Below are 24,449 nucleotides of genomic sequence, written 5' to 3' on the forward strand. Positions count from 1 at the left end.
TAGCTGCCGCCACTTCGATTAAGATTAGAATGAGCGAGAGTCTATCGTTGCTTGTCACACGAAATTCAGTCTTGCTCTGCGCACTAAGATTTTACTCGTTGATAAACACAACTTATCTTGGTCACGCCACTGTACTTCGACAGTAAAAAACAACGCTGTCATTTTTAACAACTGATAAATTCTTGCACGTCCATGGCATGCTCGCCTTCATTTTTTGTAATAAAAAAGTATCCAAGTTAATTTTATTATAAGCACCAACTCGAATTCGAGGCATTTTACCCAAGCACAAATCAATAACAATAGATGAGATTATTAATTACATTCAATACTTTATAGTTAGATTAAAAAACACCTTTACGCCATAATTCACGCCTAAACACCTGTTCACTCTGACTATTACAATAATTAAAACAATTGAAATACTTTATTCTCTAATAATCAACAATCAGAAGGCGCTACTCTGTGTAAAGTTTTATCTACATTAGGTACTAAATTACATTTAATAAAAACACTTTGTTCTTATCAAAAAAATTAAAAACAACCCTTTTTACGCAGTCGCTTTTTCTACTAGAGCCTTATAATTTGGCTATACTTTGACTTTACTGCTCACTTGGAAATGATTTTGCGAACGCTATTTACGTTACTGTTGCTCATTGTGGTGTTTATCACAGGGTTTATCATGGGTGTGTACACTTTACCGATAATGACGCAACCTCCAGCGGCTAGCCACACAGAAATACTGGCGATCAGTAAAGCCGCAACGCATAAAGGCCAATTCAAAAAGGGACTTAAAGACTCAGACGCATTACACTACGCCACCGGTGAGATTTATTTTACGGATAACCACATTGCATTTGTGGGTGAGATAGCCCCAGGACCAGACTACCGACTTTACCTCGCCAAAACCTTTATAGAGACAGAAGCCGACTTTAAAGCACAAAAACACACCATGGTGGAAATTGCTAACATAAACCAATTTTCGCGGTTCGTGCAGCCCAAGTATCGCCAAGTTGATCTGGCCCAGTTTCAGAGCGTTATTATTTGGTGTGAGCATTTTGAGCAGTTTATATCGGCAGCGCCATTACAACGCATGGATAGTAACTAGATCTGAAGTGATGGTGCGAAAGGTAAACAAACGAGCCAACACTAGCTCTGTTATGCTGTCTCTCGTTCCAAAATAACAACCATGGAATCAGATTCACCAAAGCCTGATGCAGGAATAACAACCTGTTTTAATTGCCAGCCATTTTGCCCCTCAGCATTTAATAGCGACTGCACGTCTGGTGTCCCAGATTTAAAAAAGCGCAATTTAAATGGTAATTCAACTGTTTTATATTCATATTTTTTCACCACTCTAGCCTCCTTAAGAGTAAGACTCGCATAATCTAAATTAAAAGTTGCAGCTAGTGCCTTCTGAGTTTCCATGGAAGCACTCGCCTCTCTTTCGACCCTCTGAATGGTTCTTTTGCTTAAACCAGAAGCACCAGCTAATTGCTCTTGGGTCCACCCCTTGAGCATCCTTTGCCTGATTATCAAAGCGGCATCAATTTTCATTTTTTACACTTATATCTATTCCCTCACGTTATTAAGTAATACCCTAAAAATATGAAATTTAAAACGCCAAATAAGTGAAAGCTTGGCGACAAAAAGGCGACAGCAGGGACAATTCAAAGCTTTTTTGCTTTATAGAAAGCCCAAAGACACACTACACTTTGGAGTAGGAGCTGCTTTAAATCTTTGGAGTAGGAGCAGCTTTACGCAGCGATCTTGTGTTTCTTCACCGAAAGATAATCCACTCTGCTAGGCTAGTAACAACTCGCCGGGTAAACCGCCTCCCACAAGTCACTATACAATTTGGAGTAGGAGCAGCTTTACGCAGCGATCTTGTGTTTCTTCACCGAAAGATAATCCACTCTGCTAGGCTAGTAACAACTCGCCGGGTAAACCGCCTCCCACAAGTCACTATACAATTTGGAGTAGGAGCTGCTTCACGCAGCGATCTTGTGTTTCTTCACCGGAAGATAATCCACTCTGCTAGGCTAGTAACAACTCGCCGGGTAAACCGCCTCCTGCACTGCACTATACAATTTGGAGTAGGAGCTGCTTCACGCAGCGATGAGTCTTAGAAATCTAAGCCAAAAAAAGCCACACTGTTGAAGTGTGGCTTGGGAGCATTGCATGGGTGTATGGTTGCAATGATTCTTTCCAGTAATGCGAGAAGTTAAGCAGCTTGCTCGTCGTCTTGTCCTAACCGAATTAGGTAATCAAAAGCGCCTAAGCTTGCTGTCGCTCCACCACCCATCGCAATTATGATTTGCTTAAACGGTGTGGTGGTTGCATCGCCTGCGGCGTAAACGCCCGCTAAACTTGTCGCACCTTTGCTATCAATTTCGATTTCACCAAAGCGGCTAAGTGCAACATCACTCGACTTTAACCATTCAGTATTTGGTACAAGCCCAATTTGTACAAAAATGCCGGCCAATGGTAGTGAATGCGATCCACCGCTCACTCTATCTGTGTAGTTCAAACCCGTTACTTTATTGCCGTCACCAACTACTTCGGTGGTTTGTGCGTTTTTAATAATGGTAACGTTAGCAAGGCTTTTCGCCTTTTTGATCAGCACTTCGTCAGCTCTGAGCGTATCGGCAAATTCTAATACCGTGACGTGTTCAACGATATTTGCCAAGTCGATAGCCGCCTCGATACCCGAGTTACCGCCACCAATAACCGCGACAGGTTTCCCTTTAAATAATGGACCATCACAATGTGGACAATATGCTACACCTCTACCCTTGTACTCGGTTTCGCCGGGTACATTCATGCTTCTCCATCGTGCACCTGTTGCCAATACTAGAGATTTGGCCCTTAATACCGCACCGCTTTCAAGCGTGATATCGATGGTGTCACCTTTATTAATTGCCGCTGCACGCTGGTTCTTCATCACATCAACGCCATACTGGTTAACATGCTCTTCTAACTGTGCAACCAGCTTAGGACCTTCGGTTTTTTGCACTGAGATAAAGTTCTCAATACCCAAAGTATCGGCAACTTGGCCGCCAAAGCGCTCCGCAACTACCCCTGTATTTAGCCCTTTACGAGCAGCATAGATAGCAGCTGATGCACCAGCAGGGCCACCACCTACAACGAGCACATCAAACACGTCTTTCTCGTTAAGTAAAGCCGCCTGCTTTTCGCCGGCTTTACTATCAAGTTTTAATAAAATATCGCTTAAGCTCACTGCGCCTTGACTAAATTGCTCACCATTTAAGTACACGGTTGGCACAGCCATGATGTTGCGTGACTCCACTTCTTCTTGGAACAAGGCACCATCAATCATGGTAGTCGTAATATTTGAATTAACAGCCGCCATGAGATTCAATGCCTGCACGACTTGCGGACAAGTTTGGCAACTCAGTGAGATGTAAACCTCAAAGCTTAACGCTTTGTCTATATTACGGATCTGCTCAAGGTCTTCTGCCGAAGCTTTTGCAGCATGACCACCTGAATGTAATAATGCAAGTACCAAGCTGGTAAACTCATGCCCCATAGGAACACCAGCAAACGTAATTTCGCTCTTTGTTTCAACGCCACGCACCACCAACTGTGGGGTACGTTCACCTTCACTTGATTCAGATAATGTGATTTTGTCGCTCAATGACGCTAAGTCCTGCGCCAACCCTTTTAGCTCTTGCGATTTTTTACTGTCATCAACAGTAATGACGAGTTCAATCGGAAGTTGTAGAGAGCTAAAATGGCTTTGTAGTTGAGTTTTAATTTGGTTGTCTAACATATAAGGTAACCCTCTGCAGAAACTACAGTAAAAATTCGCAAAAACGATGAATTTGATTCATCTAGATGGGAGTGCACGCGGCACTCCCCAAGGCAAATTAGATTTTGCCAACTAGGTCTAGAGAAGGTGATAATGTTTCTTCACCTGGCTGCCAAGAAGCTGGACATACTTCACCATCGTGAGATGCGATGTATTGAGCAGCTTGTACTTTGCGCACTAGCTCTTTCGCACTGCGGCCAATACCTAGGTCATGCGTTTCGATAACTTTGATTTCACCCTCAGGGTTGATAACAAAAGTACCGCGAAGTGCTAGGCCTTCTTCTTCAATCATCACGCCGAAGTTACGAGTAATACGGCCTGTTGGGTCGCCGATCATTGGAAATTGAATTTTCTTAATGGTGTCTGACGCATCGTGCCATGCTTTGTGTGTGAAGTGCGTGTCTGTTGATACAGAGTAAACTTCAACACCCATTTCTTGTAGCTGTGCATAGTAGTCAGCTAAATCGCCAAGCTCTGTTGGACATACAAAGGTGAAATCCGCTGGGTAAAAGAATACAATTGACCATTTACCTAATAGGTCTTGCTCAGAAACTTCTACGAAGTCGCCGCCGTGGTATGCAGTTGCGTTGAATGGTTGAATTTTAGTATTGATTAATGAAGTGCTCATCGCTTTCCTCACTGTTGTTTAGTTTAAAATAATATTGGCGATTGCTGTTCGCCTTGACTGAGTACAAAGATAAGGGGAAGCGATGATTAAATAAAATGGATTGTTTGAATCACTGTAATCGAAAAAAATGATAACTCTCTTTTAAGTGATCAACTAATTCAGCATAAGAGTATAAAAATAAGATAATTACGGTATGATCCCAGCAATTAACTACAGCAGAGCGTAACTATGCACCCGTACTTCAATCACATTCAACTTGGTTACTTTGGCTTCGTTCCCTTTTTGGCTTGTATCGCTTGGACGCTAATGACAGGAGCGTCAAGTGATGTGCTTCATGCTTTTCAATTTTACAGTCTGGGGATTTTAGCTTTTATGGCCGGAAGTTTATGGCGTGCAGGAGAGCAAACCTACAAACAAGCAATACTGGCCGTGATTGTGGTGATCCCTTACCCCCTACTTAGTATTGCAACACCACAATGGATGCTCTTATACCTCGCAATCGCATATTGGCTTGTGTATTTTATAGAGCGCAGTTCGTCTCGCTGGGGTGACTATCATAAAGACTATCAAAAGATGCGAACGGTACTGACTTCTCTCGTTTTTGTTAGTCATCTATTTATGATTGCTCAAGCACTTGAGTTAAACGCATAAGTAGCTTGCTTCTTAAGCTCAATTAACTATAACTAAAGATAACTGAAGTACCAGAAGCCAAAGTATTTTGATCAAAAGCGCGTTACCTCCCTTAGTTATATGGATAGCCATCATCTTTTTTGGTGGCTACATCTACTATATTGGTCACTACGAATACGAGAGCTACGAAGAGTTGTTCTGGTTCGGCATTTCTTTCACTTTATTCAATTTGATCACCAGAGAAATCGCTAATCCGTTCTTACGCCTTGCCCTACTTGTGTATTGTGCGGGCCTACTCCTTGATATTATTGATAATTTTACCGACGGTTTTTCCATTCCCTTACTTAATTTTGACACTTCTTTGAAAAATATCGGTTTTTTACTCATCAGCTTTGGTTTTTACTGCATGATCACCAATAAAAGAGCCAGCATTACAGAGCTAAAAAAAGAAGTAGAGAGAAGAAGATTGTTAGAGGAGCGGATGCGGTATGAAGCTAACCATGATGCGATGACGGGGGTGGGCAGTCGTCGCGCATGTTTTGAAGGCTTGCAAACACATCGCTTTGATAATCAATGGCTGCTCTACCTCGACTTAGATAATTTTAAGCAAGTGAATGACAACTATGGCCATCATATTGGCGACGAGGTTTTGATTAAGTTTACTCAGAATATGAAAGATTACTTTGGCTTAGACTACAGCTTTCGTATCGGGGGAGACGAATTTATTGCCTATATTAATGCAGTGCTTCCGGATACAGACGAAGTAAGAGCGGCATTACTAAAGGGATTACTCGATTACAAAATTAACGTCAGTATTGGAATGGTCAAAGTTGACCCGGCTAAACAAGCAGATCTCATCATCCACGAAGCCGATGAGCATATGTATGGCGATAAACGCGGTAAATCACTCAGATCTAGTGCTAGAGGATAACGCCATAACACTGTTTTGTTGATTAAATTTCAATGACGCTCAGCGCACCAAAATCCAATCACAATTCTACGCTAACTTCTCTAAATTTATAGCTTTTTTAAAACCTAAAGAGGTAGCACTATTTTTCAATGATTGCTAAGCTTGCGTTAATATCAAGTTACAAGGGAAAATAACGTGTTTGCAAAACTATTTACAAACAATGAAACCCAACAAGCCTTATTAGCCGCGCAACAAGAGATTGCTAGTTTAAAGCATGCTAATGCGCAATTAATTGCTGAAAATGAATCATTAAAACAAGAAGTTGTAAGTTCACAAGCTGCGCTCAATGATAATACTGACAATCAGCTACTGCAGTGTGCATTGACTGGATTAAGCCAAGTGCAAGGGATCCGTGAAACCGTTCTTGCAAGCTTTATGAGTATTGAAGAAGAAAGCCATTCAATTGAGCAAGTAAACTCCGCCTTTTCTAAATCTGAAACCGCATTGCGTAAAATACTCGCAGGAATGGAGCAGCTCGGCGGCAATATGGACAGAATGACTGCCAATATTTCAGGCTTATCACAGATGGCAGATAGTATTAATACCTTTGTTACGACGATTTCAAAGATTTCAGATCAAACGAATCTGTTAGCGCTTAATGCTGCTATTGAAGCCGCCCGGGCGGGTGAAGCTGGCCGTGGCTTTTCGGTTGTCGCCGATGAGGTACGTGCACTGGCAACCAACACCAACGAATCCGCCAACGAAGTCTCCGATCTGGTCAAAAAGATCATCGATACGACTCATACAACCGTGAGCGCTGTGGAAGAAATTCAAGCGTCTAATATCACGCTATCTGACAGTATTGGACACCTAAACGATGAATACGAAGGAATAGTAAGTTGTTGTGATTCAATGAAAGACACCATTTTGGTTTCTACCACCCAAACTTTTATCCAGACAGTAAAGCTCGATCATGTCGTTTGGAAAGGAGACGTATACAACGTTATTATTGGCAATAGCCATAAAAATATCAGCGACTTTGCCGATCATACAATGTGCCGCTTAGGTAAGTGGTTTAGTGGCGATGGCGCCCAAAAGTTTGGCGGTCACAACGCGTTTAAACGCCTAGAAGCTCCGCATAAAGAAGTCCATAGAGCCGGTGTAGAAGCAATGAAAAAGTTTAAAGCAGGCGATTCTCAAGGCGCAGTAAAACAGCTTAACCAAATGGAACATGCCAGCGTTGAAGTAATGGACTTACTCGACCAACTAGGGCATTGATAAGAAGCACTACAAAGCTTTTCAATTTACCCGCTTAACACGTAGACTGGCAGTCACCGATTGAAAGCGGGTAACTTTTCATGTAATCCTGGGTCGGTATGCATTATTCAAACACACAACTCTCCTCAATTAATGCAAGTAACGCTTCTTCAAACGTTTCATACTCATCAATTATTTCCCAAGTAACTCTATCTATGACAGCATAGAGTCGGGTGTTCAAATTGAAAACTACACGACTCATGTTTTCATCTGCATATGCAATAAATTGCTTCAGGGAGCACTCTTCATAAAATGATTCATTGGCTTCAATTATACCTGGTAGATAAATTGGACTTTCGATGGTGTTTGCACCATACACGTTTAAACCATTTACAGAAAAACCATTTGAAATTTTTAATAATTCTATAAACTGGTCTGATATTTTCCTCTTAAAAAATCTTAATGAGTTTTCTTGCAGCTTTATAAGTTGTTTCTCAGTTGCAGGAGGAAGTAAAAAACCTTCTTGGTATTGCGATTCTTCTATTTTGTTTTTCTGTTCGATCAAATTGATTAGTACGCTCATCATCATCTCACTTAGGATAAACCAAACCTTCGGGAATTGACCAATCGACGTTTATTGTTTCATAGTGCGTCATTTTTAAAACGAAAGCAGCAAAAGAAATTTGGTGAGGAGTGTAGGCTAGGAAGATGATTGAACCTAGCCTTGCAACATCTATGTATTTAAAGGACTTAAAAAAGTGCTATTGGTTATGGGGTAATTGGTTAGATAGCGCAACGATATCGGCCATAACACGCTTCTCTCCAAGGTCTGCTAAGAAAGCTAAATGTTCCGTGGCTTTTACCTTTTGGAGATTCTCAAGCTTAGGTTCGCCACCAAGGGCAAGAGCTGGCACAAAGCCATAGATTTCTCCATTTTCTAGAGGACCTAACTTCTCCAAAGCTCGTTCAAATAAAAGCCTATCATCAAGGTCTTTCTCATCAACAAGGTCCTTTGACATCGTAGCAAAAAATAACTCTATACATCGTTCAGAGCCAAACTTATTAAGGTCTTCAGTTTTGTTGGTAGGTAAAATCATTGCATAACCTGGGTTGATTTTAATACTTTGACCCGATGTTTCACCCCAAATAAACATTCGACCAAAAGCTCCAATTGCGATTACGTGGTACTTATCAACCCCTCGTAATTGTCTCTCTTCGAACTCAGTACCGCGCAACCAATACGCTAAAGCTTCTTCATACTCTTTTGGATTTACGGTCCAGAATATGCCTTTCCCCCAACTGGAAAAGCCATACTCTAGCCAGTAGTCGAGTAATTTTTTGGGTAATTTATCATGATAAAAGTCCAAAACCTCCTGTGAGGTTTCAATTGAGTGAGTAGCCGGCCCAAAACCTTTATAGTTATAAAAATTGTCAAAAAACTTATTCATTATTTGCACCTATGTAGGTTCATATTTAACTTTGTATCGGGACCAAGTGTAGAGAGTGCCTTTTTTGCCTCAATATCCATTATTTCAACTCGACTCGATGTAGTCTTCATACCGTTGTCGTCAAAGCCGTTATTATTCCATTGCGCGCCAATAGATTGGTTCACACTTGCATCCCCTAATTCAACGACCTCATCTAATCCGCCCGCTATCATATCAGGGTTATGTAGCGCATGAAGGGTTTTCATATCTTTACTCGCGAGCTGCTTGGCTTGCTTGATGGCTTCATCTCCAAAATACTCACCGCTATTAATAAGCTTTTCCTCGTACTTTAAAATAAGTTCGTTCTTAAAGTCTTCTCTTGCTTTCTTTTGTGCTTTCCCAGTTCCTTTTCGTCCAATCTTTTTAAAAGCGTCGCGGTTATCAAGGTATTCTTTTACTGTCATGTTATTAAGCCCTTTCATTTGGCCTTCTAACTGTCGGTCGTATTCTTGTACAGTGCCTTTATCGTTCTTCTTAAAGCAAGCTACTTTATGTTGCGGCATACGTTTTATTGCCGCCCCCGGTAACTCATTCCCTTTTGGTGGCTCCAACTCATCAGCTTTGGCTTTGGTGGGCTTGTCGGTAACGCCTCGAATTGGTAATTCCCCTTGATATTCATCCAGTGCTTTATTAACTCGCTGTCCAATTTCTTGGGCGGCTTGTTGCATATGCTGGTCGATTTTGGGGGTGACGTCGTCTAGGCGGTTTACCGTGGCTTGCATGCCTTCGATAGCGGCGTCTGGGAGTAGTAGGTCGTAGTGCCAACTGGTAGACATGTCATCAAGTGAATCACGCAGGCCTTTGACGATGTTTTTAACTTCCGTGGCGGATTGTTTTCCTAGGTCTTGCCAGTTGATGTCTCTTAGGTATTTAACTGGGTCGCCTTTACCTAGCTTGCGTAAAACGGCAAGCGCAGCAGAGAGGGATTCTCCGGTATTTTTTAAGATAACTTTGACCATGGTTGTGACATGTCTTGGGCCTTTATTTGTGACTTCGTCTTACCATTACATACCATCTCAGTAGCGTAGTTAAAGATTAGCTACCTCGGTTTCTCTAATTAAAAATGTAAATGAAAGCAGCAAAAGAAGTTTGGTGGAGAAATGTAGGCTAGGAAGATGATTGAACCCAGCCTTGCAACATCCATGTTGTTAAAGAGTGTGGTTTAGCAAATTAGACTTCTTTTTTAATTTACCTTTATCATTTTGGTGGGTTAGGGTTTACCAACCACTCAGGTATATAGCCATTTTCTGTGGTCAAGTCGTAACCTTTAATGTCTTTTGCTAATGAAGCCATGGCAGTGAGGGGAATGGATAATGCGCCATCAATTTCAAATTTCTCTTCTTTGGTATCGTAGTATTCTTTATGAAGTAGCGTTGCCTTTTCAATCGCCTGATTAAACTCTACGCCGCCATCATCGGTAAATATACCTAAAATGACAGAAACTACGGGCCAGTAGAGTCTACTAGCATAGTGATAAGCCTCATCGTATTTGTAATCGTCTGGATTACTGGTAATTAATGCTTTTTCAATTGCCGAGGCTAAGTCTGCGTCAGGCGTAAAAATGGCTTTGAGCAAATCAACTAGGGCGTAATCAAAAGGAGTGAATTGCTCAGCATAGTTAGCCGCTTTAAAAACTGAATCATCAACTTGAATTAGATAATCAATCGCATCTTGATTTCGCGTAATTATTGCGAGATACATGGCGGTAGGCCAGTTAAATATATCGGCTTCTTCCGAGTCTAGTGCACCATTGAGCTCAATTAGTTGGTTATCATAGTAAAGTTTGAATGGCTTTCCAGGGTTATCATTGGATTGAAAAATTCCTAAGCTTAGTTCTTGTGCACGTACTAGATATTTCCACGCATTTTGGCTATTTGGATGCTCAAGAGCTTCAATAAAAAGCGTTTTTAAGTTCTTTTTATACAGCCTAGAAATGGCAGTGTGAGGTTTATTCTTGATCCCCTCAATAACCCTGTCATCTGACAATTTATTGTAAAGTTCTTGACTTCTTTTATAGGTGTCAGGTGCATAAGTGTAATGATTCTTAATCATTTTCTATCCTTCAAATATTTTTAATATCAAAAATGGTTGCATCAATAGCTCCTTTTACCTCTGTACCCGAGACTTTTTGCTGTACACCAATATATTCGATAGGGTTGTCAATAAAATCTTCCATTTCAATAGCGCTCTCATACTCATCAAGCATTTTACTCAATTCTTTAACCTGCTCGTTAAACTTAGCCTCATTTGGGTCACCATATTTCGGGTCAGCTATATATTCTGTTAGTTTCTTCTCATAATTCTTAAAAATTGAATCCATATAGGCTCTAGACCCTTGCTGAGCACGCTTTGTTCCGGCCATTCGACTTCCCCAAGTTGCACTACCGCCTTTGGCTTCAATAACTAGGAGTCTACCGTCTTCGGTTTGATATAATTGGTCAAATTGTCCTTGCTTACCATCTGTGAGCAACTTTGACCTCAGTGGTGTTGCTCCTGGGTAATTTTGTTCTACGAAGATCCGGGCGGCTTCTTCACCCAGCTCTTCACTGGCTGCACGCATATCTTTATATGCTGCTTTAAGGTGCTCTGCATTACCAGACTTTAATGCGGCATCGCGTTTGGCGATGGCTTGATTTCTTTGTGCCTCTAGCGCCCTAAGCTTTTGTTTTGCCGCTGGAGTGAGTGACTTGTGGTCAACCTTCAAGCGTTGCAAGACTTTATTAGGTGTATCAATTCTATTCGAGGCGAAAACAATTTGGCCGTCAACATACTGCAATTGGTCACTGACCGTTTGGTTTCGTCTTGTTATATACGGTTTTCCATCTCGTAATGCAACCCGGTAATTATTCTTTATATGCTCTGGGGCATCACTTAAAAAGTCATCCAATAATATTTGAACATGCGTCCTTGGGTTAACTTTTAATGCAACTGAGGCGGGTGCAACAGACTCAATTCTTTTAACGTCGTCAATGTCGGTTTCGACCTTTGGGAGCCGGTCTAGTTGTACTTTTTCAGTTGTACCTGAGCGAGTGTAATTTAAGCGTTTTAACTTGGTGGCTTGAGTGAGCTTTTCCAGTGCGCGGGTTGCTTTAACAAAGTAATTGGATTTAGCAATAGCAGAAACCACTGCACCACTACCAAAGGTGGCAAGGGCAAGCAGTATTTCAAACGACAAGCGACCTGCCATTCTGGTGCGTTCAACACTGGAATGAGCATTAAAGTAACGTGCTGGGAAATTTGCAAGTAAAGTACGCGCTTCTTCATCTTCTGCAATAATAACTAATGTCTCAAACGCTTCAACAATGCCATTAATGGACTCTGAGGCAGTTGACATAATTTGCTGTAACTCTGCCCGCATAGCTTCCACATCGCCAGTTGCAAGATGGCCCAAAATACGGAAAGTTGCTGCGCCAACATCATAAATTGCTCCAGCTGTGCCTTCTACTAAATCTGCGACACCCGTTACAATGCTTTCTCCTTGCTGATAAAGCCCGTATAAGAATGCACCGCTATAAATAAGCCCTTGCATCCCAAGGTTTTCGTCATCAATCAGGCGCTCTTGAATGTCAGCTTGCTTGCGGATTTCTGCAACCATTTGGTCAAGGGCCGTGCGAAGCTCTTGGCGTAACGAGATAATCTTCTCTTCGTCCTCGCCGATGTAACTCACGGTATAATTCCCAGCAGGCACATCAATGATTTCTGCAGTGCCACGACTAAGCTGGCCTGTGTATATTTGGCCGTTATCCATCACGACTTCGTAATCAATGTCTTCTACTGGTGTGCCATCGCTATAGAAATACGAAAGGTCAATGGTTTTATCAGCAAGTGATGCCGCGCCATCAGCAGTTAACGACAAGCGTTGATTTGCTGCTATCTGCGCTATTTGCGGTACACTCGGCATAGTGGCGCTTTGTTTACCGCCAATATCTTGCTCCATGCTACCGTCAAACACGGTCATGGCTTTGCCTTTTAAGGTCAGTAACTTGTCTGCAAAGATGTTGACGTTACCACTTGAGTCAATACTGATTTCACTGCCGCCATTGGCAAGGGTGAGGTTGCCAGAGCCACTGCCTTTAATCGTGATATTACCTTGGCTTTGAATGATTTGACTTCCCGCTGGGGCGGTGATGGTGAGGTTGTTGTCTGCCTTGAGCTTTATATCACTTTGGATAACACTGCGATGGCTGCGGCCCGCCTTAAGGGTGATATTTTGTTTGGCGCTTACGCCAATTTGATTGGCGGTGACGTCTAGGTTGGTTGCTGCATCAGCAATGACTGACTTTTTACTCTCCAGTGCCAGTTGTTGTTTGGCGCTGGCAATAAAGGTTTTATTGGTAAGTAGTCGGATTGCACTTTTAACACTGCCAAGTTGAATGTCTTTGGCCGCAAAAATATTCATCGCGCCAAGTTGCGCAAGCCAGTGAATATAAGGCTGCTTTTTATCCCCATGTAACACCAAGTGCTGGTTGCCCGCTAGGGTTTGCAACACAATATGCGGGGTATTTGGGGTGTCATCAAACATCAATAGGTTTTGGCCGCGAGAGCACAACACGTTTTGGGTGTTATTGGCGCTAGTAACAACGGATGGTTGCGTGTCGTTAAGCGCAAACCCTAACAGGTAACTTTGGTCTGGGTCGTTGTTCATACAACCGATGAGCACATTACTGTCTGGCAGGAGTGGAAAGTGTAACCCCGTCGGTTGCTTTTGACCGCGACAGGCATATTGTGTGAGGCGCTTTACCGACTCGGTCACCTGACTATCAAAATGTACTTGCGTGGCATATTGCCCTTGGGTATCTAAGTGAGGGTTGGCCTTTGACCCCGACAGCGAGCGCACTGTGGCGGTAAACACCATCGGCTTGGGGCTATGCTCTGGGGGCGCGATACGTATTGGCTCGCCTCGTGGCACACAAACCGACTCGCTATGATACGCAACTTGCTTAGGGTCATTGGCACTGCCTTGCTTATACACCTGTTTACTGCGAATACAAGTATAATCGCCACCTTTCGCTGTGCCTAATTTACCATTTAACGAAAACGAATAACCGGCATTGGCTTCGGCTACGTTCCCTACCAGCGTGACTTCATTTTTACCTTGTTGGTAGGCAAGCTCGAGATTACCGGTGCGCTCAAATTGCTCTGCAGGATTTTGTGCAGCAGGCTCAAAATAACTGCGCTGCGCGGAGCTGACCGAGGTTGGTGGATGGGCATTCACATGCACTTGTGAGCCACCCATTCTAAAACGATGGCGGCTTTGGCACTGCGTAAACCCAACAAAGCCGGTTTTATGCTCGTGAACTAGACCATCTTTATCCGTCACCGACAGCAAGCCTCGCTCAATATACGGGCTTGCAAGATTCCCCTCGGCAATCACTATCGACTCAATAAAATCATGGCATTCAAACCAATAAATTAACCCGTACTTTGCCAAGAGTCGGGTGAAAAAGGTGTAGTCGTTTTCTAGCGCTTGCACGCACTGCGGTAACGTGGGTAAATCTTTAGTGACTCGCCATTTTATCCGGTCTTGTGAATAGCCGGCTTTTTGTATCAACTTATTGAGGACAGACTGGACATTGGCTTGTACAAAGATTTGGCTTTTTTCTGTTTGCTTAAGTAACTCAAGGCGAGGCTTTAAGACCACCTCTGCACCACAGGTGTGCTCAGACACAAAACCAGATTGGATATCAAACAAAGTCCCAGTGAAATACGTCGATATTGCGTCCGGTGACTCAATTTCAAACGTGAGCATATTGCCAACGAGTAATTCATCAGCAAGGTCAAATTGGGATTCTAGGTTCGCTTTGAGTAAAAAGCCGCTATTGATACAGGTCGTGAGTTCAAAATCGACGACATGTACAGGATGGTTAGTACCATACACCACAATCCTTGTTTGCATTTTTTATGTCCACTGTTGTTGGTTAAAGCCGTTCCACCAATACACAGTACTATTTCCTTAGAACACGTAATCGGCTACTTCTAATACTTTATCATGTATATAAATCAATCTACACCCAAACTTTACTCTTTTCTCTCAGGTAGGTCAGGACTAGTTACTCCACCGCCTGCTGCTCCTGTTATTTTTTTAGCTATATCATTGGGTAACAATATCATGAGAATTCTCCAATTTTAATAAAAGTAACCTCTGCACGTTATGTGATAATACAAAGCTAATTCACTCCGAGCCATGCTCTCACATTGAGCTGCTGCGACTTGTAGAGTCACGACGAGTATAGAAACCACGATAAGCATCAATGACTAATGAAAATACAACCAGCACGGAAAGAATAGTGAGTATGTGCATCAAACTTGGGTACGCGTTATAGATAAACATTGGGTTAAAGTCAGTTAGCTTTCTGAACCCTCGCTCTATAAGGGACGCAGTTTGAATGAGAGCAGCACTTGCTAAAATGAGTATGTAAGTGAGCTCATTTGGTGTTAGGGAAAAGTCTTTTGCGCTTTTTTGTGCAAAGCGACTGATAAAGCTTAAATTGAACTGCGCTATATAGTTTGCAATCTGTTTGCGTTTTATGATGAGCGCCATCAAAAGCAAATTTTGCGTCGCCATTATAAAGTAAAACCATCCGCCCAACTTTAAAGCAGGTTCATACAGTGCAATGTCTAATGTGCGTGCAAATAAAATATTGACTGCTAACCACTGAACATTAGGGCTGTCTTTACTTAGAAAGACTGAAATTATCAAAACCACCCAAATCGAAATATTGATTAGGTGGTTATTTTCCATTATGACTTGATATAACGTACTCATGATTTCTCGTTGCTAGATTTAAAGTAAGGCGTTTGTATCGCACCTTCCACTTGTTGAGGATCAACTTGACCGCCTCCACCACCTGCTACACCGCCAGAGCCTGTAATTAGTCGCAAGTACTTGTGAGAAATGACTTGTACTACAGAAGTCGCTATATTGTCTCTTCCTTGTCTAGGGTTAATTTGAGCGCCATCACCGACCACACCACTCGAACCGATAATACTGCCTAAGTGCTCGCCAAGAAGTAATTGTTTTGAGATGTAATTAGGTTCTTTTTTATACACTTTGTATTCCTTATGTTAATAACATTTGTATGCATAGTGTAACAATCTTGATTGCAAATTGCGCTATTTAATCGAGGTTGGTATCGGTATCACCAAGTTCATCATTACTGCTTTTTTTCGCTTTGGTAGTAAAGACTTGGGGTTCAATCCACAAACAATGTACATTCTAATTACTTGGTTTAAATCCGGTGTTGTCAGGCCGCTCTCCCAGTTGTAGATGGTTTGTTTTGAAACGCCCATCTTCTTTGCAAACTGAATTACAGAGTATCCTGCGGCAAACCTCAGTTGCTATACTAAACTGCTTGCTTTAATTGTCATTTATCTTTTCCCTTAGGGTACTCCATTAATATTCTTTTACTAACAATGACAACGCTATAGTCCTGCCTGAGCCTTGTTTGTGTATTTTGTGTTAAACAAATGAAACGGTCAAGTGTGAAAATCTGAAACAGTCTAAGCTTTTGGAGTCATACCTTTGTAAGATCTGACACTAGAAGGAACAGTAAGGCGCTGTACTTGAAGTAACGCACACTAAAAAAGCAATGCGTTACACATATCACGTTCCTTTTTGGCATTTTCAGCATATTTAAAAGGACAACAACATGAGAAAACGTAAGACTGAAACGTTTGAAACAAGCATGACGCAAATTGGTGAGCCTGAGAGTTCAACTGATTTAAGCACCATGAAGCTACGCGTTGAGACTCAAGACGCAATCGAAATTATATCCTTCAGATTACTCATCTATATTTTATCTGGAAAGTGTTCTTTTTTTAGTCTCTCTGGACTGCATCAAGATACTAAGTGCCCATTATGTGCGTTAGCGTATCGCGAACGTGAGCAAAAAGGTATGCAACGAAAACTTATAGCTGACAAGCAAAACGGACAGATAAACCAACGACCCAAACCGCACAAAATGCTATGGCAAGCACAAGACTGGGGGAAATATTTAGAGTGACTTTGCGTACGTTTGACCGCCTACGCACTTTCCGCCCTCAAGTTGATCAAACCATTACCTATGCTTCGCCCCGCCATCTTTACTATTTCAACGTTATGTTTAGTAAGGGGAGCAATTACACTGCCGCTAGCCATTGTTTTCCCTGATAAAACCACCAGTTTTGCAATTGTGGCTGGAGGGGTTTGGTTTTTGGCTGGTGTATTTTGTCTAGTTGGCTTTAAACTAATAAAAGAGCCAATTGCTACAAGATAACTGCCTAGTTTGATAAACTCCTCGTTTTACTATTTAGACAGTTCCATGATACTCGATAAAAACTGGCGTATTCTTACCGTTGGCGACGGCGATTTAAGCTTCTCATATTCATTAGCAAAGTACTTTGCTCCAGCCCATCTTACTGCCAGTGTTTACGACAGTGAAAGTGAACTTAAGCATAAATATCAAGATAATGCATTTGATAAGCTACATGCTCTAGGGATTGATGTAGTGACTCAATTTGATGTCACAGAGGCACATTGTTGGCAAAAAGTGCCGTCGCATGCCTTTGATGCGGTAATTTTTCAGTTTCCTCTCATTCCTGCGTTTGACTCGCTTGAAAGCTTCCAAAACCAGACTTTGAGCGTTAACAGCCTCAATCGGAAATTGCTGCGAGAATTCTTAATAAACGCAGCGGCTTATGCACTTGACCCAAATGGCGCTCAGCTAGGGATCATTACCTCAAAGGACGTAAAGCCCTATATTGAGTGGAATCTAGAAGGCAGCCTTGTCAACGGACTTGAGCAATATTACCTCGGCCAATCTCGATTTGAGATTTCACAATTCCCAGAATATCAAATTCGCAATGTCGACCGTGATAAACACGTAAAAGACACCAGCGGTATTAGCTATTACTGGTCTGTTAACCCAGCTCACGCCATCAAAGAAAAGCTCAAAGTACCTGATTATTTGGGTGATGATTACTGCACTGTCTGTAGGGCAGGCCCTTTTATCAATGACCGCGATAAACTCGCGCACTTGAGCTCGAAAAAGCATAAAAATATGCAAAGGCATGAAAGTGCTTGGCTTAGCTATCTGAGCACGCAAGAAAAATTGGAACGATAATAAAAAGAAAACATTGAAAATTAAAAGTAAACAAATCAACAAATAACCATTTCAAAAACCAAGAAAGGCATAAAATATACAAAAGTAATTGAGCCATTATTTAGACACGATTAGACTAGCCTTATATCGCCATTTTTAAGCTTGTTATTTATCTTATTGGGGTCTCAATGCCACTACTTAGCCGCGACTTTGTCATTGCGATTTTATGCCTACTTTGCGCTATGGTCACCATTCAATCCGGTGCCTCTATTGCCAAGCAGTTATTTCCGTCTGTGGGGCCCGAGGGTACCACAGCATATCGCCTTGGATTTTCAGCTCTTATTTTATGCTTAGTGTTCAAACCTTGGCGTCATTTACCGACTAACTGGCGACCACTCATCGTTTATGGCCTATGCTTGGGCGGCATGAATATCACCTTTTACTATGCCATTGAGCGTATCCCTATTGGCATTGGTGTGGCATTAGAGTTTACCGGGCCGCTCGCCGTAGCGCTGTTTTCATCTAAACGGAAACGTGATTATTTGTGGGTTGCATTTGCTATTTTGGGGATCTTGCTATTGTTACCGGATCTTGGCGATGTCAATGGTTTAGACCCAGTCGGTGTTGCTTTAGCCTTGGTTGCTGGCGCTTGTTGGGCAGGATATATTCTCTATGGTAAGCGCTCAGGCAATGAAAGCTCTGGAGGGGCGACTGTGGCAATTGGTATGACGGTTGCCGCCCTTGCTATCGTGCCGTTTGGCGTGGTGTCCCAAGGTGCTGCACTGCTTGATTGGGCACTGATCCCATTAGGTATCGCGATTGGTTTATTATCAAGCGCCCTACCTTATAGCCTAGAAATGGTAGCGCTTCGAAAAATGCCCGCACAAGGGTTTAGTATTTTAATGAGCGTTGAACCTGCTGTTGCGGCGTTGGCTGGCTTTTTAATTCTTGGAGAGCTACTGACTGTTTGGCAATGGCTTGCCATTTTTATGGTAATTACCGCTTCCGTCGGCAGTTCAGTATCCAGTAAAGAGTAGGTAGTTTAACCTGAGCTTAGGATAATTAATGCCTTTCTAGCAGCCAGTTTTTGCGCTAACAGCGTTGAATTCACTTCCAATAGCCAGCTATTAGTACGTAAATTCGCCTTGTTATCCCCAAAACTCTCAGGCTAGATAAGGAAATCGTTTAATGTAATGTTAAAAGCAATGAATTAGCTCACTCCTTATCCAAACCTCAGGTTAACTTAATTTTCGTATAACTGAGTCAGGTAAATAGAGGGAGTAGATCTACTACTCCCTTTATTGTATCGATTTATTGTTAGTTAACTGTCGCTTCCGTTGCGACCGGTATCATTTCATCTGTTGACGCGTCTTCAGGAACAGCGTCTTCCTTCTCAGGGAACAGATACTTTTCAAGCCACTGCTCTTGCTCCCAAAGTACGTGTAAAATACTCTCTCGCGCTTTATAGCCATGGCCTTCTTCTGGCAACATCACTAACCTAGCATTACCACCTAAGCCATTCATTGCTGCAAACATACGTTTAGATTGCATAGGAAAAGTACCTGAGTTTGGATCTTCCTCTCCATGGATCATCAACATAGGTTCGTTGATTTTTTCCGCGTGGAAGAAAGGAGACATAGAGGCATAGACGTTTTGCGCTTCCCAAAAGTTACGCGGCTCCCCCTGAAAACCAAATGGCGTCAAGGTGCGATTATAAGCCCCGCTTCGCGCAATGCCAGTAGCAAACAAGTCACTGTGGGCGAGTAAGTTGGCCACCATAAATGCTCCATACGAATGCCCTGCAATTGCAATGCGCTTAGGATCTGCTATACCTTTTTCTACTAAGGTATCAACAGCAGCCTTCGCACTCGCAACCAACTGCTGCCTAAATGTATCATTAGGTTGCGTATCACCAGCCCCCACAATCGGCATCGTCGGATCATCAAAAACAGCAATACCTTTTGCTAGGTATGGCATTGGCCCCCAATAACCAATATATGGGAATTGATAAGGCGATTCACGCACCTGCGAGGCAACGGCTTTATCTTTAAACTCGAGAGGATAAGCCCACATCAACACGGGTATACGACCTTTTGATGGGTCATAATCTGTAGGAAGATAAAGATTACCGGATAGCTCAACGCCATCATCACGTTTGTACTTGATTTGTTCTTTTACAACACCTTTAAATGCAGGATAAGGGTGCGCAAACTTAGTTAGCTGCTCCAAAGTATCAAACTGCAAGTCACGGACAAAAAAGTTAGGTTGTTCTTGGCGTGACTCACGCACGGTAATAAAGCGCATCCCTTCGTCATCTAACATTGCACGCACTCTTTCATAATAAGGCTCGCTTGACTGCCAAATACGAGTTGAAGTATTGGTTTTTACGTCAAAACGATCTAAAAAAGGAATGTTGCCTTTCTCAGATGCACCGTTGCCCGTTAAAAACAAATACCTGCCTCCAACTAGCTTCAATACTCTTGAACCTAAATCACTATTTTCATATACAAAGTTGCCAGGATCTTTGTATGCATCATTATAACTGCGCTCTGAAAACACCACGCGATTTTGCTCTGGATTGCGCGGAGAAAATACAGAAGAGCGAACACTACGATCGGCAAAGCGCCATTCATTCAAAATCGCAACATTGTTATTGGCCCACTCAATACTCGAAAAACGACGTTCTACTTTTGCGAAAAGTTCAGGTTCTTTCTTGAACGGCGAACTAATCGTGTAAAGGTGGTCATGATAGTCAACCTTCACACTCATATCCCCACCATCTTGCGCTTCGGCCCATATCAGCGTCGCGCCATGGTCGTCACGCCATTGGATCTCGCGGGGCCCTTCTCTCACGCTATCAAAGCCCGCGGGCAGTGCATCGGCTAGTGGTTGTCTTGCCACTTCAAATAATGGATAACCGCGCATTCCCCACACTTGCCATACCGCAGGGAAACGGCTGTAAGGCACTTGGAATGAAAAAGGATCGGCCATCATACCAACCACTAGATTGGTAGAATCTGGCGAAACAGAGAAATGTTTAAGATACGTTGGATTACCAATTTGCTGCGCGCTGGCATTAAGATTTAGCTTAATTAACTGTCCCTCAGAATAGAATTTAAATAGCTGAATATCATAGGGACTAGACAATAAATTCTGATAAGTACGTGTTGATGCTTTTTTGCCAGATGTGGTTTGTACTATTGGCGTTAGGCTGGATTTATCTTTTGCGCTTGGCTGTTTGCCATGATTAATAGCAATATTTGCGATAATCGCAGTACTGTCTGGCAACCACTGGTATGGCGTTGAAGTCACCACGCCATTTAAAGTTGATTGAGTGAGCTGTTTAAGGTTGCGCTGCTCAATATCGTAAGCCCAAAGCGTAGCACTATTTTCTTGTTCAAGAATAAACGCGAGATAGCGGCTATCTGCACTCCAGCTTGGCGACTTGATCTTGCCTTTAGGTAGACCAGTCACCTTAATTAAGGCACCGGTTGCGACATGTTTAAACTCAATAGAGCTATATTGGCGGCTGGAGGTCCTCATAAAGGTTTGCGGGTTGAACTTTATCCCCGCAAGCGCTTGCTCTGGCTGCCCAAGCTCTTCGAGCGTAAGTACCCTATTGCGCTGCAACAGGGCCAACCAATTGCCGTTCGCACTCAATTTAGATGTGGGGATCAATGGTGCATCAACAAGCTTTGCCAGCTCTGGAGAAGGTGTCATGTAGCCTTGCTCTTGTGCACATACCGTATATGATACGGTAGTCATTAATATGATAAATGTGATTTGTTTTAATAATTTCACTGTATTTACCTATCTTCGGCGTTTAACGGATGATCATATAACGATTATCGGGAAATGTGCATAGATTTGCGATTTAATGCGATGAAAACTTGATGTACACTTAGCCACTTAACCAGCCATAATTGATACGAATTAGCATGAACAACGATAAAAAACTCGCTAAGGTTACCATTTTCGATGTTGCCGAAGAGGCACAAGTTTCTAAATCAACAGTATCCCTTGTCCTAACGCATAGCGATAAAGTCAGCGATAAAAGTAAAGAAAAAGTATTAAAAGCCATCGAAAAACTGGGCTACGTTTATAATCGCGACGCAGCAGCGTTACGTAGTAAAAAGTCTAATCTTGTTGCTGTTGTTATTAACGACTTAACAAACCCGTACTCTGCTCAGCTTGCTGTCGGATTAGAAAAGCATATTTACGCATTAGGTATGGTGCCTATGCTGGTAAATACAGGTGAAGACTTTAATCGCCAACGCCAGGTGGTTAACACACTTAAAGAATACAACGTTTGTGCCTTTGTCATGGTGCCCGCACCAAGTACCCCACGAGAGTGGCTCGACCAATTGGCTGACTCTGGATTTCCAGTTATTACCATTATGCGTGAAGTGGCCTTCGCGAAAGCCCCCTGTATTCTACCTGACAATAAAAAAGGGACTCACCTAGCAACGACTCACCTCATTGAGCAAGGCATAAAAGACATTGCTTTTCTGGGTGGTACTCCCGAAATTTCAGATTACCATGAACGACTGTCTGGTTTCCAAAGCGCTCTAAAACTCAACGGATTAAATGAAGCACAACCTGCGATCGCTGCTCCAACAAATCGCCAAGGGGGCAGAGAAGCGTTTAATACCCTCATCGCCGACCATAAAGAGATAAAAGCTATCGTTTGCTTTAGTGACGTCATTGCATACGGTGCAATTGAAGCCATGCGCGAACACGGACTGGTACCTGGTGAAGACATCAAAGTTGTCGGTTTTGATGACTTGCAAGACTCCCAGCTGATGAAACCCGCATTAACGAGTGTCAGAATTGATGCCGACGACATCGGTAAGCGGACATGCCATACACTGTCCGAAATTTTAAACAAATCACAACCTGCCGTTAGAACCTTGGTGGATGTTTCATTGCAGATCAGAGAATCATCGTAACTCTTAGCGCTTAGCGCTTAGCGCTTAGCAATAAATGTAGCGCTGAGACCTGTTTATAAAAAATGCAAATATTTGCGGCCAAAACTATAGACATTACTGAGAATCTGGATAGAATTCGCAGCAATCTTGGCCGCCAAATTTACCTATGCAAATAGTCTGTTGCGAATATCAAATTCGTGTGCAAAAACATAACTAAAATCTAGTAAAAGCAATGATATGTATCTTACTAGCAGCGCGTACCCATGATGAGCTCAGTTTGATTTTTTTAATTTCAAACACCATACTTTTTTAACATTTTCGCCAATTCACTGCATTCAGTAGAATTGGTATTACATATTTAAGGTTCTCTTTCGTTGAATAACGCAACCTTTACAGAGAAACGCCGCTTTATTGTGAAGTTAGGCAAAATGCTTCACAAATACGGTACCCCAGCCTATCGACTCGAAGCACACTTAATGGAAGTAGCCACTCACTTAGGGTTAAAGTCTTCCTTTGTCATGTCTCCGACGTCTGTCACTTTTGTGATTTGGACCGAAGGTCATGAAGAAGAATATACCCATGTGGCGCGTGTTGATCCTGGCGATCATGACTTAGGTTCACTAGCAGATACGGATGACGTCGCAACACGCGTGTTATCTGGTGAGCTTTCAATCCAAGAAGCCGAACAATGCCTTGAAGCCATTTTGCACGCTAAGCCCCCGTATAATAAATTAATGACGGGTCTTGCATTTGCAACCTCAGGCGGCGCATTTGCAATGCTGATGGGAACTAGCTGGAATGACGTCTGGTGGTCAGCGCTATTGTCGCTTGTGGTTTACTTATTTGTGCTTTGGGCGAGTATTTCCAAACGTGTAACACATATGCTTGAACCTTTGGTAGCCATCGTATCAGCGGTTGCTGCTTGTGCCGTGTCTGTGTACATTGACCCACAGATCAATATCCGTTTGGTGGTACTTTCGGCCATTATCGTGTTTATACCTGGCTTGGCACTGGCACTTGGGTTTGCTGAGCTCTCAGCTCGGCACTTAGTGTCAGGTACCGCAAGAGTCATGGACTCTATTATGTTGCTCTTTAAGCTCTACTTCGGTGCATTTTTGGGGATCAGTTTAGGGTTTGCGTTTTTTGGTCAAGTTGATTTTATTCAACCATCACCATTACCACGCTGGACGGCTTGGCTTGCAGTGCTATTACTTTGTAGCAGCCTAGTTGTTATCTTTAGAACAAAATTACGCCATGCAAGTTGGTCGCTAGCATCTGGCTTTATCGCCTACGCAGCCAGTATCAGCTCTGCGGTTTACTTTGACTATGCACTTGGTACATTTGTGGGTGCATTTGCAGTGGGTGTTTTTAGTAATATCTTTAACCGTGTGGTAAATGCCCCTGCGTCCATTGTTGCGATGCAAGGCTTGATTGTGTTGGTCCCTGGTTCTAAAACCTATATTGGACTTAATTCATTGATCGAAGGCCAAAGCTTTGTTCATGCGGATCATATTGGCCAACAAACCTTCTTAATATTTATGTCTCTTATCGCTGGCCTTATCTTCTCAAACGTTGTGCTGCCACCTAAAAAGAGCTTATAACGCGCAAAAAGAACTGGAAAGGCGACTTTCCAGTTCTTTGTAGTTGTGAATGTTAACAAAAAACAAAGTAAAACCACTCCAGTAAACTTAATTTAAACT

General features: G+C 42.5%; 21 protein-coding genes. 9 read left to right on the forward strand and 12 right to left on the reverse strand.

Features of this window, described 5'->3' with window-relative positions; genetic code table 11:
* The first annotated feature begins 616 nt into the window (after positions 1–616).
* Complete coding sequence (locus JJQ94_RS02500) at positions 617–1,105, forward strand: DM13 domain-containing protein (protein ID WP_099030781.1); 489 nt, start codon at positions 617–619, stop codon at positions 1,103–1,105.
* Between the two features lie 50 nt (positions 1,106–1,155).
* Here the strand turns inward: JJQ94_RS02500 and JJQ94_RS02505 are convergent, their stop codons facing one another.
* The 3 genes from JJQ94_RS02505 to ahpC form a co-directional block, all read right to left on the reverse strand.
* Positions 1,156–1,554: a DUF4177 domain-containing protein gene (locus JJQ94_RS02505; RefSeq protein ID WP_099030780.1), complete on the reverse strand. Its 399-nt coding sequence runs from the start codon at positions 1,552–1,554 to the stop codon at positions 1,156–1,158.
* Positions 1,555–2,221: 667 nt separating this feature from the next.
* A complete protein-coding gene (gene ahpF / locus JJQ94_RS02510; RefSeq protein ID WP_099030779.1) occupies positions 2,222–3,790 on the reverse strand; it encodes an alkyl hydroperoxide reductase subunit F in 1,569 nt (522 codons plus the stop codon).
* A 97-nt stretch (positions 3,791–3,887) separates the two neighbouring features.
* Positions 3,888–4,457 carry an alkyl hydroperoxide reductase subunit C gene (gene ahpC / locus JJQ94_RS02515; protein WP_099030778.1) on the reverse strand — a complete coding sequence of 190 codons (570 nt, stop codon included), beginning with the start codon at positions 4,455–4,457 and terminating at the stop codon, positions 3,888–3,890.
* A 228-nt stretch (positions 4,458–4,685) separates the two neighbouring features.
* On the opposite strand from ahpC, the gene JJQ94_RS02520 reads away from it, so the two are divergent.
* The 3 genes from JJQ94_RS02520 (at position 4,686) to JJQ94_RS02530 (ending at position 7,275) form a co-directional block, all read left to right on the forward strand.
* Complete coding sequence (locus JJQ94_RS02520) at positions 4,686–5,108, forward strand: DUF3429 domain-containing protein (protein WP_099030777.1); 423 nt, start codon at positions 4,686–4,688, stop codon at positions 5,106–5,108.
* Between the two features lie 67 nt (positions 5,109–5,175).
* Complete coding sequence (locus JJQ94_RS02525; protein WP_236596415.1) at positions 5,176–6,018, forward strand: GGDEF domain-containing protein; 843 nt, start codon at positions 5,176–5,178, stop codon at positions 6,016–6,018.
* Between the two features lie 174 nt (positions 6,019–6,192).
* Positions 6,193–7,275, forward strand: coding sequence for a methyl-accepting chemotaxis protein (locus JJQ94_RS02530; RefSeq protein WP_099030776.1), 1,083 nt, complete (start codon positions 6,193–6,195; stop codon positions 7,273–7,275).
* 103 nt (positions 7,276–7,378) lie between these two features.
* Here the strand turns inward: JJQ94_RS02530 and JJQ94_RS02535 are convergent, their stop codons facing one another.
* The 8 genes from JJQ94_RS02535 to JJQ94_RS02575 all read right to left on the reverse strand — a co-directional run bounded on the left by JJQ94_RS02535 (position 7,379) and on the right by JJQ94_RS02575 (position 16,031).
* Positions 7,379–7,837 (reverse strand): YrhA family protein, encoded by a 459-nt coding sequence (locus JJQ94_RS02535; RefSeq protein ID WP_236596416.1) that lies wholly within the window; start codon positions 7,835–7,837, stop codon positions 7,379–7,381.
* 178 nt (positions 7,838–8,015) lie between these two features.
* Positions 8,016–8,702 carry a GAD-like domain-containing protein gene (locus JJQ94_RS02540; RefSeq protein WP_010377850.1) on the reverse strand — a complete coding sequence of 229 codons (687 nt, stop codon included), beginning with the start codon at positions 8,700–8,702 and terminating at the stop codon, positions 8,016–8,018.
* Positions 8,702–9,700, reverse strand: coding sequence for a polymorphic toxin type 15 domain-containing protein (locus JJQ94_RS02545; protein ID WP_236596417.1), 999 nt, complete (start codon positions 9,698–9,700; stop codon positions 8,702–8,704). The genes JJQ94_RS02540 and JJQ94_RS02545 overlap by 1 nt, the downstream gene beginning before the upstream one ends.
* A gap of 238 nt (positions 9,701–9,938) precedes the next feature.
* Positions 9,939–10,793 (reverse strand): immunity 49 family protein, encoded by an 855-nt coding sequence (locus tag JJQ94_RS02550; RefSeq protein ID WP_017217977.1) that lies wholly within the window; start codon positions 10,791–10,793, stop codon positions 9,939–9,941.
* 10 nt (positions 10,794–10,803) lie between these two features.
* On the reverse strand, positions 10,804–14,637 hold the full coding sequence (locus tag JJQ94_RS24075) for a contractile injection system protein, VgrG/Pvc8 family (RefSeq protein ID WP_236596418.1): 3,834 nt from the start codon (positions 14,635–14,637) through the stop codon (positions 10,804–10,806).
* Positions 14,638–14,931: 294 nt separating this feature from the next.
* Entirely contained in the window at positions 14,932–15,507 is a 576-nt protein-coding gene (locus JJQ94_RS02565; RefSeq protein WP_045962037.1) for a hypothetical protein, read from the reverse strand.
* Complete coding sequence (locus JJQ94_RS02570; protein ID WP_099031672.1) at positions 15,504–15,791, reverse strand: hypothetical protein; 288 nt, start codon at positions 15,789–15,791, stop codon at positions 15,504–15,506. Before JJQ94_RS02570 ends, JJQ94_RS02565 begins: the two co-directional genes overlap by 4 nt.
* A 63-nt stretch (positions 15,792–15,854) precedes the next feature.
* Complete coding sequence (locus tag JJQ94_RS02575; RefSeq protein ID WP_236596419.1) at positions 15,855–16,031, reverse strand: helix-turn-helix domain-containing protein; 177 nt, start codon at positions 16,029–16,031, stop codon at positions 15,855–15,857.
* Between the two features lie 359 nt (positions 16,032–16,390).
* Between JJQ94_RS02575 and JJQ94_RS02580 the strand changes: the two genes are divergently transcribed.
* The 3 genes from JJQ94_RS02580 to JJQ94_RS02590 all read left to right on the forward strand — a co-directional run bounded on the left by JJQ94_RS02580 (position 16,391) and on the right by JJQ94_RS02590 (position 18,858).
* Complete coding sequence (locus JJQ94_RS02580) at positions 16,391–16,744, forward strand: hypothetical protein (protein ID WP_099031673.1); 354 nt, start codon at positions 16,391–16,393, stop codon at positions 16,742–16,744.
* A 297-nt stretch (positions 16,745–17,041) separates the two neighbouring features.
* Positions 17,042–17,842, forward strand: a complete 801-nt coding sequence (locus JJQ94_RS02585) for a Rossmann-like fold-containing protein (protein WP_099031674.1) — start codon at positions 17,042–17,044, stop codon at positions 17,840–17,842.
* Positions 17,843–18,009: 167 nt separating this feature from the next.
* Positions 18,010–18,858, forward strand: a complete 849-nt coding sequence (locus tag JJQ94_RS02590; protein WP_099031675.1) for an EamA family transporter — start codon at positions 18,010–18,012, stop codon at positions 18,856–18,858.
* 280 nt (positions 18,859–19,138) lie between these two features.
* On the opposite strand, the gene JJQ94_RS02595 is transcribed toward JJQ94_RS02590, so the two are convergent.
* Positions 19,139–21,622 carry a S9 family peptidase gene (locus JJQ94_RS02595; protein WP_099031676.1) on the reverse strand — a complete coding sequence of 828 codons (2,484 nt, stop codon included), beginning with the start codon at positions 21,620–21,622 and terminating at the stop codon, positions 19,139–19,141.
* Positions 21,623–21,759: 137 nt separating this feature from the next.
* On the opposite strand from JJQ94_RS02595, the gene JJQ94_RS02600 reads away from it, so the two are divergent.
* Positions 21,760–22,770, forward strand: coding sequence for a LacI family DNA-binding transcriptional regulator (locus JJQ94_RS02600; RefSeq protein WP_010379361.1), 1,011 nt, complete (start codon positions 21,760–21,762; stop codon positions 22,768–22,770).
* Positions 22,771–23,123: 353 nt separating this feature from the next.
* Positions 23,124–24,350, forward strand: coding sequence for a threonine/serine ThrE exporter family protein (locus tag JJQ94_RS02605; RefSeq protein ID WP_083229862.1), 1,227 nt, complete (start codon positions 23,124–23,126; stop codon positions 24,348–24,350).
* Positions 24,351–24,449 lie beyond the last annotated feature (99 nt).

It is taken from the genome of Pseudoalteromonas sp. GCY (assembly GCF_016695175.1).
GTDB lineage: Bacteria > Pseudomonadota > Gammaproteobacteria > Enterobacterales > Alteromonadaceae > Pseudoalteromonas.